The sequence below is a fragment of the Kitasatospora sp. NPDC003701 genome (genome assembly GCF_053587085.1).
Genome location: NZ_JBSFNM010000061.1, coordinates 1 through 14,779, shown reverse-complemented (window position 1 = coordinate 14,779; position 14,779 = coordinate 1). Strand labels below are relative to the sequence as shown.

The 14,779-nt window shown below is 72.5% G+C and carries 12 protein-coding genes and 1 other RNA gene; 11 read left to right on the top strand and 2 right to left on the bottom strand.

Annotated features, from left to right (window positions below; all coding sequences use genetic code 11):
* Nucleotides 1-313 precede the first annotated feature (313 nt).
* From ACWDRR_RS36275 to prfB, 3 genes are all read left to right on the top strand, one after another.
* On the top strand, nucleotides 314-2,263 hold the full coding sequence (locus tag ACWDRR_RS36275; protein ID WP_449776531.1) for a protein kinase domain-containing protein: 1,950 nt from the start codon (nucleotides 314-316) through the stop codon (nucleotides 2,261-2,263).
* A 213-nt stretch (nucleotides 2,264-2,476) separates the two neighbouring features.
* Nucleotides 2,477-3,736 carry a serine/threonine-protein kinase gene (locus ACWDRR_RS36270; RefSeq protein WP_449776530.1) on the top strand — a complete coding sequence of 420 codons (1,260 nt, stop codon included), beginning with the start codon at nucleotides 2,477-2,479 and terminating at the stop codon, nucleotides 3,734-3,736.
* A 57-nt stretch (nucleotides 3,737-3,793) separates the two neighbouring features.
* A complete protein-coding gene (gene prfB / locus ACWDRR_RS36265; protein ID WP_449776529.1) occupies nucleotides 3,794-4,906 on the top strand; it encodes a peptide chain release factor 2 in 1,113 nt (370 codons plus the stop codon).
* Between the two features lie 73 nt (nucleotides 4,907-4,979).
* On the opposite strand, the gene ACWDRR_RS36260 is transcribed toward prfB, so the two are convergent.
* Nucleotides 4,980-5,174, bottom strand: coding sequence for a hypothetical protein (locus ACWDRR_RS36260; protein ID WP_449776528.1), 195 nt, complete (start codon nucleotides 5,172-5,174; stop codon nucleotides 4,980-4,982).
* Between the two features lie 349 nt (nucleotides 5,175-5,523).
* Between ACWDRR_RS36260 and ftsE the strand changes: the two genes are divergently transcribed.
* The 8 genes from ftsE (at nucleotide 5,524) to ACWDRR_RS36220 (ending at nucleotide 14,618) form a co-directional block, all read left to right on the top strand.
* Entirely contained in the window at nucleotides 5,524-6,213 is a 690-nt protein-coding gene (gene ftsE, locus ACWDRR_RS36255; RefSeq protein ID WP_449776527.1) for a cell division ATP-binding protein FtsE, read from the top strand.
* 60 nt (nucleotides 6,214-6,273) lie between these two features.
* Complete coding sequence (gene ftsX, locus ACWDRR_RS36250; protein WP_449776526.1) at nucleotides 6,274-7,185, top strand: permease-like cell division protein FtsX; 912 nt, start codon at nucleotides 6,274-6,276, stop codon at nucleotides 7,183-7,185.
* A gap of 110 nt (nucleotides 7,186-7,295) precedes the next feature.
* Nucleotides 7,296-8,438: a S41 family peptidase gene (locus tag ACWDRR_RS36245; protein WP_449776525.1), complete on the top strand. Its 1,143-nt coding sequence runs from the start codon at nucleotides 7,296-7,298 to the stop codon at nucleotides 8,436-8,438.
* Nucleotides 8,439-8,496: 58 nt separating this feature from the next.
* The gene (gene smpB / locus ACWDRR_RS36240; RefSeq protein ID WP_360627779.1) at nucleotides 8,497-8,973 is read left to right on the top strand and encodes an SsrA-binding protein SmpB; all 477 of its coding nucleotides are present in this window, start codon (nucleotides 8,497-8,499) and stop codon (nucleotides 8,971-8,973) included.
* Nucleotides 8,974-9,081: 108 nt separating this feature from the next.
* Nucleotides 9,082-9,463: a transfer-messenger RNA gene (gene ssrA / locus ACWDRR_RS36235) on the top strand.
* Nucleotides 9,464-9,723: 260 nt separating this feature from the next.
* The gene (locus ACWDRR_RS36230; RefSeq protein ID WP_449776555.1) at nucleotides 9,724-12,027 is read left to right on the top strand and encodes a HelD family protein; all 2,304 of its coding nucleotides are present in this window, start codon (nucleotides 9,724-9,726) and stop codon (nucleotides 12,025-12,027) included.
* Nucleotides 12,028-12,357: 330 nt separating this feature from the next.
* A complete protein-coding gene (locus ACWDRR_RS36225; RefSeq protein ID WP_449776524.1) occupies nucleotides 12,358-13,830 on the top strand; it encodes a malic enzyme-like NAD(P)-binding protein in 1,473 nt (490 codons plus the stop codon).
* A 506-nt stretch (nucleotides 13,831-14,336) separates the two neighbouring features.
* Nucleotides 14,337-14,618, top strand: coding sequence for an HU family DNA-binding protein (locus ACWDRR_RS36220; RefSeq protein ID WP_030059737.1), 282 nt, complete (start codon nucleotides 14,337-14,339; stop codon nucleotides 14,616-14,618).
* Here the strand turns inward: ACWDRR_RS36220 and ACWDRR_RS36215 are convergent.
* On the bottom strand, nucleotides 14,593-14,757 hold the full coding sequence (locus ACWDRR_RS36215; protein ID WP_449776554.1) for a hypothetical protein: 165 nt from the start codon (nucleotides 14,755-14,757) through the stop codon (nucleotides 14,593-14,595). The genes ACWDRR_RS36220 and ACWDRR_RS36215 overlap by 26 nt on opposite strands.
* Nucleotides 14,758-14,779 lie beyond the last annotated feature (22 nt).

Genomic DNA, 14,779 nt, shown 5'->3' with positions numbered 1-14,779 from the left:
GGGCCACAAGAGTGGCGAGTGTCATCCTGCCATCCGTCACCGACAGTCCGCGCACGGTACCGGATTTGACGATCTTGCGATCATCGCCATGGTGGAGGCGACGGAGGGTCAGGTCAACCGTCGCTCCGGACGCCCGGCCCGCCGACCCCGGGGAGCCCTGGGGGGATGTCCCCCGGACCCGTCCGGAACCCCTCGCCGGTCGCCTCAAAAACGGGAACGGACACGGTTAGAGTGGCCGGAACACGGGCCCGGCAGGCTCACCGCACCTGCGGAGGAGCGCCCCGCGCGGGCGGCACGGCGAGGAGTGCGACAGGTGCGGCCAGTCGGCAGCAAGTATCTGCTTGAGGAGACCCTCGGACGGGGGGCCACCGGCACCGTCTGGCGCGGACGGGTGCGCGCGGATGTCGCGGTGCCCGGCAGCGAGCCCGGTCAGCCGGTGGCGATCAAGGTGTTGCGCGAGGAGCTGGCGGCCGACCCCGACGTGGTGATGCGCTTCCTGCGCGAGCGCTCGCTGCTGCTGCGGCTGACCCACCCCAACATCGTCAAGGTCCGCGACCTGGTCGTCGAGGGCGAGCTGCTGGCCCTGGTGATGGACCTGATCGAGGGCCCCGACCTGGCCCGCTACCTGCGCGGCAACGGCCCGTTCAGCCCGATCGCCGGCGCCCTGCTGATGGCCCAGGTCGCCGACGCGCTGGCGGCCAGCCACGCCGACGGCATCGTCCACCGCGACCTCAAGCCGGCCAACGTGCTGCTCGCCTCCACCCTGGTGGACGGCACCGAGCAGATGCACCCGATGCTGACCGACTTCGGCATCGCCCGGCTCGCCGACTCCCCGGGCATCACCCGCACCCACGAGTTCGTCGGCACCCCGGCCTACGTCGCGCCGGAGTCCGCCGAGGGCCGCCCGCAGACCTCCGCGGTGGACGTCTACGGCGCCGGGATCATGCTGTACGAGCTGGTCACCGGCCGCCAGCCGTTCCAGGGCGACGGCCCGCTGCAGATCCTCCAGGCGCACCTCGCCCAGGAGCCGCAGCGCCCCTCCACCATGCCCGACCCGCTCTGGACGGTGATCGAACGCTGCCTGCGCAAGGACCCGGCCCAGCGCCCGAGCGCCGTCACGCTGGCCCACGCGCTGCGGGTGGTCGCGGCCGGGGTCGGCGTGCACGCCTCCCCGGCGGCGGTGGACGCGGCGCTCGCGGTGGGCGCGCTGCTGCTGCCGGACCCGCAGCCGGCCGCCGTGCCGAGCAGTGCGCCGGGCGGCCTGGCCGGGCCCGCCGCGGCGGGCCTGCCGGGCACGGAGGACCGCACCCAGGTGCTGCCGGCCGGCCAGCCGGGCGGCCAGTACGACTCCCGGCCGTACGACCCGCAGCAGTACGACCCGGCGGCCGCGACCCGGGTGATGGGCACCCAGCCGCCGCCCGCCGCCCCGTACGGCGCCGCGGACCGCACCCAGGTGATGCCGCCGACCCCGCCGGGACCGCCGCAGCCGGAGGCGCCGCACCCCTGGCAGACCCAGCTGCGCGCCGCCCGCGACCGCAACCAGCAGACCGAGATCGGCTACTTCGACCCGGAGGACTTCGAGGCCCCGCCGGTCGCCCCGCCGCCCTACCAGGCCGGACCGGGGGGCCAGGCCGGGCAGGGCGGCCGGCCCGGCGGTCCGGCCCGCCCGCAGGGGCCGCAGGGCTACCCCCAGCAGCCGCCGCGCGGCTACCAGCAGGCCCCGCCGCCGCCCGGCTACGCCCAGCGCCCGCCGGTGGCCCCGCCGCCCTACCGGGCGGGGCAGGGCGGCCAGGCCCCGGCCGGCGGCCGCCCGCAGCCGCCGGGCGGCTACAACCAGCCCCCGCAGCACGGCCGCCCGCCGCAGGGCCACCAGCCCCCGCAGCCCTACGGGCAGCAGCAGCGACCCCAGGCCGGCCCGCCCGGCGGCTACCAGGCCCCGCCGGCGCAGCCCGCCGTGCCGCGCCGGGCGGAGCCGCCCGCCCCGCAGCACCGGGAGCCCCCGCAGCGCCGGGAGGCGCCGCCGCAGCCCGCCCGCCGGGAGGCCGCGCCCGCCCGCGAGCCGCGCCCGCGCAGCCGCAACCGGATGTACATCCCGGGCCTCGGCTGCCTCAAGGGCTGCCTGATGGTGCTGCTGGTGCTGGCCGTGGCCGCGGTGGCGCTGTGGAACTTCACGCCGCTGCCGCAGTACTGGGCCGACGTCCAGGACTGGTTCAGCAGCGCGAGCGACTGGGTGAGCAATATCGTCGGCAGCTCCAAGAACTGACCGCGGGGGCCCGGCACCGCGCCAGGGGCCGGGCCCGGTGGCAACATTGACGCTTTGTCGACAATCCACGAGATTTCTCGCCCTCCAGTGCCCGCCGAGCGCCCTCAGGCGGCCCGCGAAGGGTGTCCGGGCGCGTAGGTTGGTCGCTGTTGTCCCGCCCCACCGAGCGCACCGGACCCTCCCCCGTGCGCTCCCGCCGCCCACGGAGCAGCATTGGCACGCAAGATCGGCAGCCGCTACACCGTCCACCAGGTGATCGGCCGGGGTTCCGCCGGGACGGTCTGGCTCGGTGAGGGCCCGGACGGCCCGGTCGCGGTCAAGCTGCTGCGCGAGGACCTCGCCGCCGACCAGGTCCTGGTCGGCCGCTTCGTCCAGGAACGCGCCGCGCTGACCAGCCTCGACCACCCCCGGGTGGTCGGCGTGCGCGACATGGTGGTCGACGGCAGTGACCTCGCCCTGGTGATGGAGCTGGTCCAGGGCACCGACCTGCGGTCCCGGCTGGAGCGCGACGGCGCGCTCGCCCCGCAGACCGCCGTCTCGGTCATCGCCGACGTCGCCGACGGCCTGGCCGCCGCGCACGCCGCCGGCATCGTCCACCGCGACGTCAAGCCGGAGAACGTCCTGCTCGACCTCGCCGCCGCCCCCGGGCCGGGCGGGGCCCCGCGCGCCAAGCTGACCGACTTCGGGGTGGCCCGCCTGGTCGACGCCCCGCGCCGGACCCGCGCCACCCGGATCATCGGCACCCCGGACTACCTCGCCCCCGAGATCATCGAGGGCCTGGAGCCGCGCGCCGCCGTCGACATCTACGCCCTCGCCACCGTGCTGTACGAGCTGCTGGCCGGCTTCACCCCGTTCGGCGGCGGCCACACCGGCGCGGTGCTGCGCCGTCACGTCACCGAGCAGGTGCCGCCCGTCCCCGGCCTGCCCGACGGCCTCTGGCGGATCATCGCCGAGTGCCTGGCCAAGGCCCCGGCCTCCCGGCTGCGCGCCGCCGAGCTGGCCGCGCGCCTGCGCGAGCAGCTGCCCGCGCTGGCCGGTCTGCCGGTGCTGGCCGTCCCGCAGCAGGGCCGGGCCCCGGCCGAGGAGCAGCTGACCCCCGGCGAGGCGGTGTACGCCGAGGTGGACGCCGGCCCCGGCACGCACAAGCGCCGCCGCGGCCCGGCCGTCCCGCTGGTGCCCGGGGTCGCCCCCGACTCCACCCGGGACACCCACACCAGCCTGCGCCGCCCCTCCGCGCAGGAGCTGGCCTCCTACGCGGCCGAGTCCCGCGCCCAGCGCACCGCCCCGGGCGCCGGTCACCGCCGGGACCGCCAGGCCCTGCTGCGCCGCCGCCGGCTGCTGGCCGTCCTGCTGGCCACCGTCCTGCTGCTGGCCGGCGCGGCCGCCGCCTGGACCGCCTTCGCGGCCACCGCTCCGGGGACCGGCCAGGCCCCCCGTCCGGTCGTCCACTCCGCGCCGCCGCGGGCTCCGTAGGCGGCCGGACGACCCCGGTGTCGTCCACCGCCCCCCCGGAACCATTACCCTGGGTGCGTGGCAGCCGTCGATCCTTCCGAAGAGCTCAAGAACCTCGACACGACCATGGGGTCGATCGAGGCAGTCCTCGACCTGGACAAGATCCGGGCCGACATCGCGCGTCTGGAGGAGGAGGCAGCCGCCCCCGACCTGTGGGACGACCTTGCGAACGCGCAGAAGGTGACCAGCCGGCTCTCCTTCCTCCAGGGCGAACTGCGCCGGGTCGAGGGCCTGCGCAGCCGCATCGACGACCTCGGCGTCCTGTTCGAGCTCGCCGAGGCCGAGGACGACGCGGACACCCGCGTCGAGGCCGAGAACGAGCTGGGCGCCGTCATGAAGGCGGTCGAGGAGCTGGAGGTCCGCACCCTCCTGTCCGGCGAGTACGACGCCCGCGAGGCACTGATCAACATCCGCGCCGAGGCCGGTGGCGTGGACGCCGCCGACTTCGCCGAGCAGCTGATGCGCATGTACCTGCGCTGGGCCGAGCGGCACGGGTACCCCACCGAGGTGTACGACACCTCGTACGCGGAGGAGGCCGGCATCAAGTCCGCGACCTTCACCGTGAAGGCCCCCTACGCCTACGGCACCCTCTCGGTCGAGCAGGGCACCCACCGGCTGGTCCGCATCTCGCCCTTCGACAACCAGGGCCGCCGGCAGACCTCGTTCGCCGGTGTCGAGGTGCTCCCGGTCGTCGAGCAGTCCGACCACGTCGACATCGACGAGTCCGAGCTGCGGATCGACGTCTACCGCGCCTCCGGCCCCGGCGGCCAGGGCGTCAACACCACCGACTCGGCGGTGCGCATCACGCACATCCCGACCGGCGTCGTGGTCTCCTGCCAGAACGAGCGCTCGCAGATCCAGAACAAGGCCTCCGCGATGAACGTCCTCCAGGCCAAGCTGCTGGAGCGGCGCCGCCAGGAGGAGCGGGCGGCCATGGACGCGCTCAAGGACAGCGGCAGCTCCTGGGGCAACCAGATGCGCTCCTACGTGCTGCACCCGTACCAGATGGTGAAGGACGTCCGCACCGAGTACGAGGTCGGCAACCCGCAGGGCGTGCTGGACGGCGACATCGACGGCTTCATCGAGGCCGGCATCCGGTGGCGCAAGCAGCGCGAGACCGCCGCGAACTGACCCGCGGCGGCAGTGAACACGGGAAGGCCCCCGACGGAGATCCGTCGGGGGCCTTCCGGCTGTCGGTCGTGGCTCAGGCCAGCGCCTGCCGGGCGATCAGGGCCACCGCGATCAGACCGGCCAGCAGGGCAAGCAGCAGGACGGGGGAGAGCGCGGCGAAGGGGCCCTGCTGCTCCTGCAGCCGGGCACGGTTGGCGCGGCACACGGGGCAGCGGCCATCGCTCACGCGGCCGTTGCAGTTGGCGCACACCAGATGGTCGCAGGTCATGCGATCTCCTCCTCGCTGCTACAGCCAACGCACCGGACGGGGCTTTGGTTCCTGTTCTTGCCCTGTGCGGGGGAGCGGCCAACCCCGGCCACCACCTCCACTCTGCCAGGTTCCGGCCGTTCCGGCCCCCGGGCTGTGAGATGCCTCCCAATTTTCGGGGCATAACCGGACATTGTCTCCCAAGGATCGACTTCTGTCCCGGACTGCCCCTGCGGGCCGGTCGCCGGGTCGCGTATGGTCCCAAGCCGGGAGCGGCCCTTTCCGCTCCCGCCGCCCGCCCCTGGGCCGGGCGCCCGGGGTGGATCGACCGAGGACTGGCGCCGCCTAGGATGGCCTCCGTGATGCAGCCGTGATCAGATTCGAGAACGTCTCCAAGACCTATCCCAAGCAGAACCGTCCCGCCCTGGACAACGTCTCGCTGGAGATCGAGAAGGGTGAGTTCGTCTTCCTGGTCGGTTCGTCCGGCTCGGGCAAGTCCACCTTCCTGCGCCTGTGCCTGCGCGAGGAGCGCCCCAGCACCGGCGAGGTGCACGTGCTGGGCAAGGACCTCGGCAAGCTGTCCAACTGGAAGGTGCCGCACATGCGCCGCCAGCTGGGCACCGTCTTCCAGGACTTCCGCCTGCTGCCGAACAAGACGGTCGCGCAGAACGTGGCGTTCGCCCTGGAGGTGATCGGCAAGCCCAAGGGCGCCATCAACAAGGTGGTGCCCGAGGTGCTGGACCTGGTCGGCCTCGGCGGCAAGGAGGACCGCATGCCGGGCGAGCTCTCCGGCGGTGAGCAGCAGCGCGTCGCGATCGCCCGTGCGTTCGTGAACCGCCCGATGCTGCTGATCGCGGACGAGCCCACCGGCAACCTCGACCCGCAGAACTCGGTCGGCATCATGAAGCTGCTGGACCGGATCAACCGCACCGGCACCACGGTCCTGATGGCCACGCACGACCAGGCCATCGTCGACCAGATGCGCAAGCGCGTCATCGAGCTCGACAAGGGGCTGCTGGTCCGCGACCAGGCCCGCGGCGTCTACGGGTACCAGCACTGATCCCGTAGGCCGCCGGCCCGTCTCGCCCGACCAGCAACCGACCCTGGAGTTGTTACACGCATGCGCGCCCAGTTCGTCCTGTCGGAGATCGGTGTGGGTCTCCGCCGCAACCTGACGATGACCATCGCGGTCGTCGTCAGCGTCGCGCTCTCCCTCGCCCTCGCCGGTGCCTCCCTGCTGGTCCGTGACCAGGTCAACTCCATGAAGGGGTACTGGTACGACAAGGTCGAGGTGAGCATCTACTTCTGTACCAAGTCGGACGCCCGCAACTCGCCGCAGTGCCAGAACGGTGCGGCCACCGACCAGCAGATCGCCGACATCAAGACCCAGCTCGACAAGATGGACTCGGTCGTCCAGACCTCCACCTTCGAGGACTCCGCCGAGGCGTACAAGCACTGGAAGGAGATGAACCCGGACAACCCGCTCATCTCCGTCCTCGGCCCGGAGGCCATCCCGCAGTCCTGGCGGGTGAAGCTGAAGGACCCGACCAAGTACGACGTCATCCAGAGCGCCTTCGCCGGCAAGCCCGGCGTGAAGTCGGTCGAGGACCAGCGCAAGATCCTGGAGAACCTCTTCGGCCTGCTGAACGGCCTCCAGACGGCGGCCTTCGTGATCATGGTGCTGATGCTCTTCGTCGCCCTGCTGCTGATCGTCAACACCGTCCGGGTGTCGGCGTTCAGCAGGCGGCGCGAAACCGGCATCATGCGCCTGGTCGGTGCCTCGAACTTCTACGTCCAGATGCCGTTCATCGCCGAGGCCGCGTTCGCCGCGCTGCTCGGCGCGGTGATGGCCTCCGGACTGCTGCTCGGCGGGCACTTCTTCGTCCAGAACTGGCTGGCCGACCGGGTGCAGTTCATCCACTTCATCGGGCTCGGCTCGGTGCTGGCGGTGATACCGCTGCTGGTGGTGGTCGGTATGGGCATGGCCGGCATCGCGGCGTTCTTCACGCTGCGCAAGTACCTCAAGGTCTGACCCCGGCCCTTGACGGCCCCGGACGGCACTGCGCCGTCCGGGGCCGTCGGCGTTCCGCCGTCGGCCGATCCGGCCCGCCGTGCTCCGCGCTGCGCCTACACTCCGATGCCATGCCAGAAACTCCGCGCAGAGCACGTCAGGCGGCCACCCTCAGCCTGGTGTTCGGCGCCGTGCTGCTGGCCGGGGCCGCGACCGGAGCCTGGGGCGACCCGGCCGCGCCGCGCCCGCACCCCTCCGCCGACGCGGCCCCGGCCGCCGTCGCCACGCTCTCGGCCGGCCAGGACCCGGCCGGCGCCGCCCTCTCCGAGCAGCAGGCCGAGCACCTGATCGGCGCCAACGGCGACCGCTGGGGCGCCTACTACAGCGCGCAGGAGTACGCCGAGTTCAGCCAGGGCCTGGACGGCCGCTACCTCGGGGTCGGCCTGTCGGTCGGCCGCGGTCAGGACGGCGTCACCACCGTGTCCCAGGTCCAGCCGGCCGGCCCGGCCGCCGCCGCCGGGATCGCCGTCGGCGACCGGCTGCTGGAGATCGGTGCGGACCAGGCCGACCACCTGCCGGTCACCGAGGTGGTGGCCCGGCTGCGCGGGCGCGAGGGCGAGCGCACGGTCGGCTCCGAGGTCACCCTGGCCGTCCGGCGCGGCGCGGGCGAGGTCCGCGAGGTCCGGCTGCGGCGGGCCCTGCTGGACAGCCAGCAGGTCGCGGTCGAGCGCCTGGACAAGGGGGTCGTGCGGATCACCGTGCGGGCCTTCACCAGCGGGGTCGCCGAGCAGGTGCGCGCCGCCGTGCACGGCGCCCACGGGGTGGTGCTCGACCTGCGGGGGAACTCCGGCGGGCTGGTCGAGGAGGCCGCCGGCACCGCCGCGGTCTTCCTGGACGGCGGCCCGGTCGGCTCCTACCAGGAGCGCGGCGGGACCCGCGAGCTGACCGCCCGGCCCGGCGGCGACCAGCGCACCCCGCTGGTGGTGCTGGTGGACGGCGGCACCATGAGCGCCGCCGAACTGCTCACCGGCGCCCTGCAGGACCGCAGCCGGGCCGTCGTGGTGGGCGGCCGGACCTTCGGCAAGGGCACCGTCCAGCAGCCCAGCCGGCTGGCCGACGGCGCGGTGCTGGAGCTGACCGTCGGGCGCTACTTCACCCCCGCGGGCCGTTCCCCCGAGGGGGTCGGCCTGCTGCCCGACGTGCCCGCCCCCGGCGCCGAGGACGCCGGTGCGCTGGCCCTGCGGGTGCTCGCGGGCCTCGGCACCCGGACCTGAGGCGCGGCGGGTAAAGGGGCTGCTCGTCACCGTGTCGAGGTGCGAGAATGGCGGCGCTATGGCAAAGGAAACCGGACACAAGCTGATCGCGCAGAACAAGAAGGCGCGACACGAGTACACCATCCTCGACACCTACGAGTGCGGTCTCGTGCTCACCGGCACCGAGGTCAAGTCACTGCGCGAGGGGCGGGCCAACCTGGTCGACGGCTATGCCTACATCCAGAACCACGAGGCCTGGATCGACAACGTCTTCATCCCCGAGTACACCCAGGGGACGTGGACCAACCACGCCGCGCGGCGCAAGCGCAAGCTGTTGCTGCACCGGCTGGAGATCCACAAGATCGAGGCGAAGGTCCGGGACGCGGGCCACACCCTGATCCCGCTCTCGCTGTACTTCAAGGACGGCCGGGTGAAGCTCGAACTGGCGCTCGCCGTCGGCAAGAAGCTCTACGACAAGCGCCAGACGCTGCGCGAGAAGCAGGACACCCGCGAGACGGCACGCGCGGTGGCGGCGGCGCGGCGGCGGCAGAGCTGACCTCCGGCCACGCCGGAGTTAATCCGCTGGACCCTCGCAGGCCGCCTCGCGTACTATGGCGCCAGCACCACGGACGGCCACCGTCCGAGTTGTTTCTCAACAAAACATGGGGATGATCGGTTTCGACAGGGGAAGTCGAAACAGGAGAAGCGAGCCGAGGAACGCGGCAATGATCTCGTTAACCATCTGTCGCAAACAAATAATCGCCAACTCTAAGCGCGATTCCCAGCAGTTCGCTCTCGCTGCCTAATAACAGCTAAGAGTGCTTGGGTGTCAGACCGGGGAGTTCCCGACCCGGACCCTGGCATAATCTAGGGAACTCAACCGTCCACCCGGGCTGCGGGGGTGGAGGGGAAATCAAACAGCAGCTGGGCCTGTTGGCGGCTTGTCCGCGTGACTGCCAGGGCCGAGAAACTCACAGCGGACTGCGCTCGGAGAAGTCCTGAATCCACTCCACTGGACCCGGGTTCGATTCCCGGCATCTCCACCACCCCATGTTTGACGATCGAAGGCCGCCCCCCGCTCAGCGGGGGGCGGCCTTCGTGCGTCCCGGCCCCCGCGGGTCGCGTCCCGGGATCCTCCTCCGCACCACGAATCCGGCCCTGGTGCGGCGCGGAGGAGGGGTGGGGGCGTAGGATTTTCCGTCCGCTCGTTTCCCCGAGCCGGACCCCATCCACCGCAGGACGTACGTCAGGGGGCTTCTTGGGCGAGCACGGCTCCACCCAGTACTCCGCCGCAACCACCGAGGCCATGCAGAGCAACACGGACACCACCGCCGTCACCGATTCCGAGACCGTCCGCGAGCGCGAGATCGCCGGGGAGCAGCGTCACCTCGACACCGTCTACCACCGCCTGGAGGAGAAGCTCGCCGAGGCCGAGTACATCCTGGAGGACGCCGTCAAGCGCGTGCAGGTCGGCACCCCCGGCGCGCTCGCCGAGCGCGACGCCCAGGTGTACCGGGCCGGCGCGCACCTCCAGCGGCTCAACAACGAGTTCGAGGACTTCCTCTTCGGCCGGATCGACCTCCAGCAGGCCGATGCTCCGGAGGAGCACGGCATTCCCTCCGACACCCCGCTCGACCCGGCCGACCCGGCCGTCGCCGAGACCCTGCACATCGGCCGGCTCGGGGTGCTGGACGCCGAGTACGGCCCGCTGGTGATCGACTGGCGGGCGCCGGCCGCGGCGCCGTTCTACCGGGCCACGCCGCTGGAGCCGGGCCGGGTCGTCCGCCGTCGGGTGATCCGCTCCAAGGGCCGCAAGGTGATCGGGGTCGAGGACGACCTGCTCCGCCCCGACCTCACCCCCACCCTGGACGGCCGCGAGCTGGCGGTGGTCGGCGACGGCGCGCTGATGGCCTCGCTCGGCCGGGCCCGCAGCCACTCGATGCGCGACATCGTCTCGTCCATCCAGAAGGAGCAGGACGAGGTGATCCGCGCCGCCGCGGCCGGGGCCACCCTGGTCACCGGCGGCCCCGGCACCGGCAAGACCGCCGTCGCGCTGCACCGCGCCGCCTTCCTGCTCTACCAGGACCGCCGCCGCTACGCCGGGGGCATCCTGGTGGTCTCCCCGACCCCGCTGCTGGTCTCCTACACCGAGGGCGTGCTGCCCTCGCTCGGTGAGGAGGGGCAGGTCGCCGTCCGCGCGGTCGGCTCGCTGGTGGACGGCATCGAGGCCGGCACCTACGACACCCCGGAGGCGGCCCGGATCAAGGGCTCGGCCCGGATGACGCAGCTGCTGCGCCGGGCCGCCCGGGCCGCGCTGGAGCTGGGCGCCCCGCAGGAGCTCAAGGTGGTCGCCCGCGGCGAGGTGCTGCGGCTGGACGCCGGCCGGCTGAAGGCCGTCCGGGGCCATGTGATCGGCTCGGGCGGCACCCCGCTGAACCTGCTGCGCCCGCGCGCCCGCAGGCTGCTGCTGGACGCGCTCTGGCAGGAGGCCACCCGGCACCTGCCCAGGCCGGCCGACCACTACGCCCGGGAGCAGCGCCAGGAGGAGAAGGAGTCGTTCGACGACTACGTCTCGGACGAGGCGCCGTTCCTGGACTTCCTGGACGCCTGGTGGCCCGCGCTGAGCCCGCGCCGGGTGCTCGGCACGCTGAAGCAGAGCCGGCACACCAACCGGATCGCCCGCCGCGCCGTCACCCCGGAGGAGGCCAGGGTGCTGGCCGGCTCCTGGCGGCACCTGTCCGAGCGCGGCGAGGGCGAGCTGTCGGCGCACGACGTGGCGCTGGTGGACGAGCTCCAGGTGCTGCTCGGCGAGGCGGCCCGCCCGAAGGTCCGCGAGGTGGACGCGGTGGACCTGCTGAGCGGGCTGGACGAGGTCACCACCTTCGCCGACCGCAGCTCCAGACAGCGGGAGCGGGTGCCGGTGGAGCGCACCGAGTACGCGCACATCATCGTGGACGAGGCGCAGGACCTCACCCCGATGCAGTGGCGGATGATCGGCCGCCGCGCCCGGATGGCCACCTGGACGATCGTCGGCGACCCGGCCCAGTCCTCCTGGCCGTTCCCGCAGGAGGCGCAGGCCGCGCTGGACGAGGTGCTGGCCGGCAAGCCGCGCCGCCGCTACACGCTGACCGTGAACTACCGGAACCCGGCCGAGATCGCCGAGGTGGCGGCCAAGGTGCTGGCGCTGGCCGCCCCGGGCACGCCCTCGCCGAGCGCGGTGCGCCACGTCGGCGTGGAGCCGCGCTTCGCGGCCGTCACCGACCCGTCGCCCCGGGCCTTCGGTGCCGCGGCCCGGGCCGAGCTGGAGCGGCTGCTGGCGGAGGTGGACGGCACCGTGGCGGTCGTCGTGCCGATGGACCGCCGGGCCGAGGCGGCCGGGTGGATCGAGGGCCTGGGCGACCGCGCCGTGGCGCTGGGCAGCCTGGAGGCCAAGGGCCTGGAGTACGACGCGACCGTGGTGGCCGACCCGACCGGGATCGCCGGCGAGTCGGAGGCCGGTCTGCGGGTGCTCTACGTGGCGCTCACCCGGGCGACCCAGCGGCTGACGGTGCTCTCCGGTCCGGACGACCTGCCGGACGCGGCCGGCGTGCCCGCGCTGCTGCACGGCTGACCGTCCGTCACCGCGCCGGCGCACGAAGAAGGCCCCTCACCACCGGTGAGGGGCCTTCAGACGTTGATGACACCGACCCGCCATGCTCGCCTCGCGGCAAGTGGTCCCTCGAAGGGACGAAGGTTGGGCCCGGGGGCTTGGATCGAGCCGGTGTCCCGTCCAATGTAACGCATCTGCCCGGTGAGGCAAGAAGTTGTCGAGTCCACACACTCAATGAACGTTATTTCTGGCTTCGCCCTGGTAGGTGCGACGATCGAGGTCTAGCATGCGCAGGCGAAGGGCTTCAACATTCTGTTGAAGCAGCTGACCGGACGGAAGAAGGAAACGTCGATGGCGACGGTGCCCAGTGTCTCCAACTCGATCACGGTGCGGCTGGAGGTCCCGGCCAGGGGCAACGCCGTCAGTGCGATCACCACGGCGGTCGAGTCCTCCGGCGGCTCGGTCACCGGCCTCGACGTCACCGCCTCCGGCCTGGAGGCACTGCGGATCGACGTGACGGTGGCCGCGTCCTCGGTCGCGCACGGCGAGGAGATCGTCGAGAAGCTCCGCGCCATCGACGGCGTGTCGATCGGCAAGGTCTCGGACCGCACCTTCCTGATGCACCTCGGCGGCAAGATCGAGATGTCCTCGAAGCTCCCGATCCGCAACCGTGACGACCTGAGCATGATCTACACCCCCGGTGTCGCCCGGGTCTGCCTGGCGATCGCCGAGAACCCCGAGGACGCCCGCCGCCTCACCATCAAGCGCAACAGCGTCGCCGTGGTCACCGACGGCTCGGCGGTGCTGGGCCTGGGCAACATCGGCCCGGCGGCCGCGCTGCCGGTGATGGAGGGCAAGGCGGCCCTGTTCAAGCGCTTCGCCGGCATCGACGCCTGGCCGATCTGCCTGGACACCCAGGACACCGACGAGATCGTGGCCATCGTCAAGGCGATCGCCCCCGGCTTCGCCGGCATCAACCTGGAGGACATCTCCGCGCCGCGCTGCTTCGAGATCGAGGCCCGGCTGCGCGAGGCCCTGGACATCCCGGTCTTCCACGACGACCAGCACGGTACCGCGATCGTGGTGCTGGCGGCGCTCACCAACGCGCTCAAGGTGGTCGGCAAGGACATCGCCGACATCCGGGTGGTGATGTCGGGCGCCGGCGCCGCCGGTACCGCGATCCTCAAGCTGCTGCTGGCGGCCGGCGTCGAGCACGCCACCGTCGCCGACGTCCGCGGCGTGGTCCACCAGGGCCGTGAGGACCTCAACGACTCGCTGCGCTGGATCGCCGAGCACACCAACCGCTCGGGCCGCACCGGCAGCCTCAAGGAGGCCGTGGCGGGCGCCGACGTCTTCATCGGCGTCTCGGCCCCGAACGTGCTGGACGGCGACGACCTGGCCACCATGGCCGAGGACGCGATCGTCTTCGCGCTGGCCAACCCGGACCCGGAGGTCGACCCGGCGATCGCCCGCCAGACCGCCGCGGTGGTCGCCACCGGCCGCAGCGACTTCCCGAACCAGATCAACAACGTGCTGGTCTTCCCGGGTGTCTTCCGCGGCCTGCTGGACGCCCAGAGCCGGACGGTCAACACCGAGATGATGATCGCCGCGGCCCGGGCGCTGGCCACCACCGTCGCGGACGACGAGCTGAACGCGAACTACATCATCCCGAGCGTCTTCCACAAGGACGTCGCCAAGACGGTGGCCGCCGCCGTCCGGGACGCCGCGCTGGCCGGCGCCCAGGAGGACCCGGTGCCGTCGCGGCCGACCCCCGGCATCGTGGGCACGCTCGACACCTCGTCCTTCCCCGTCGTCAAGCTCTGACGGAGGTGTGCGACAGGTGTCGCGGATCGGTCAAATGACCGATTAGCGTCCCTACCCACCCAAGTCCGCCCCGAACCCTTGCGACACAAGGGCGAGGGGCGTGTTTGGGCTTGTCGTGCCTAGGGCGTACGGTAGCCCTGCACGGGGCAGGCGTGTCCGACAAGTACGGAACGTCCCCCTGGTCTTCCGGCGCGTCGTCCCGACCGCCGCCCGCGCCCGGTCCGCCGGAGCCGACGGAGCGTCACACCTCCGGCGGGCGGGCGTTGTTCGGGTGGCACGGCCGGGACCCGATTGGCTTTCTCGGGGCCGGTCGGGGCAGGATTCGTATCCAGGCAGGCAGGCGGGCCTTCGAGGGCACCGACCGCGGCACAGGGTGCGGACCCGGCCCGCGACCACGCATTGCCTGAATGAGCACTGTGTGCGGACCTGCGGCCTATCCGGGTGCCCCCGGAGGGAGCACCGATGGGCCCCCGTACACCGCAAGCGAACAGACCACAGGAGTACACATGAACCGCAGTGAGCTGGTGGCCGCGCTGTCCGAGCGCGCCGAGGTGACCCGCAAGGACGCCGACGCCGTTCTGGCCGCCTTCGCCGAGATCGTCGGCGAGGTCGTCGCCAAGGGCGACGAGAAGGTCACCATCCCCGGTTTCCTGACCTTCGAGCGCACCCACCGCGCTGCCCGCACCGCCCGCAACCCGCAGACCGGTGAGCCGATCCAGATCGCGGCCGGCTACAGCGCCAAGGTGAGCGCGGGCTCCAAGCTCAAGGAAGCCGCCAAGGGCGCCTGAGCAACCCCTTGAACGCCGAGAGGCCGGGTTCCCTTCGGGGAGCCCGGCCTCTCGCCGTCGTGGCCGCCGGTCCGGCGGTGAAACCGATGTTGTGCCGGTTCCGGGCGTACTGCTCCCCCGGATTGCCCAGCCCGACCACCAGCCAGGGGCCCTCGTACACG

Coding starts and splice junctions, on each gene's coding strand:
- ACWDRR_RS36230 (WP_449776555.1), top strand. CDS start 9,724: ATGCAGAGCAACACGGACACCACCGCCGTCACCGATTCCGAGACCGTC.
- smpB (WP_360627779.1), top strand. CDS start 8,497: ATGGCAAAGGAAACCGGACACAAGCTGATCGCGCAGAACAAGAAGGCG.
- ACWDRR_RS36260 (WP_449776528.1), bottom strand. CDS start 5,174: ATGACCTGCGACCATCTGGTGTGCGCCAACTGCAACGGCCGCGTGAGC.
- ACWDRR_RS36245 (WP_449776525.1), top strand. CDS start 7,296: ATGCCAGAAACTCCGCGCAGAGCACGTCAGGCGGCCACCCTCAGCCTG.
- ACWDRR_RS36220 (WP_030059737.1), top strand. CDS start 14,337: ATGAACCGCAGTGAGCTGGTGGCCGCGCTGTCCGAGCGCGCCGAGGTG.
- ACWDRR_RS36225 (WP_449776524.1), top strand. CDS start 12,358: ATGGCGACGGTGCCCAGTGTCTCCAACTCGATCACGGTGCGGCTGGAG.
- ftsX (WP_449776526.1), top strand. CDS start 6,274: ATGCGCGCCCAGTTCGTCCTGTCGGAGATCGGTGTGGGTCTCCGCCGC.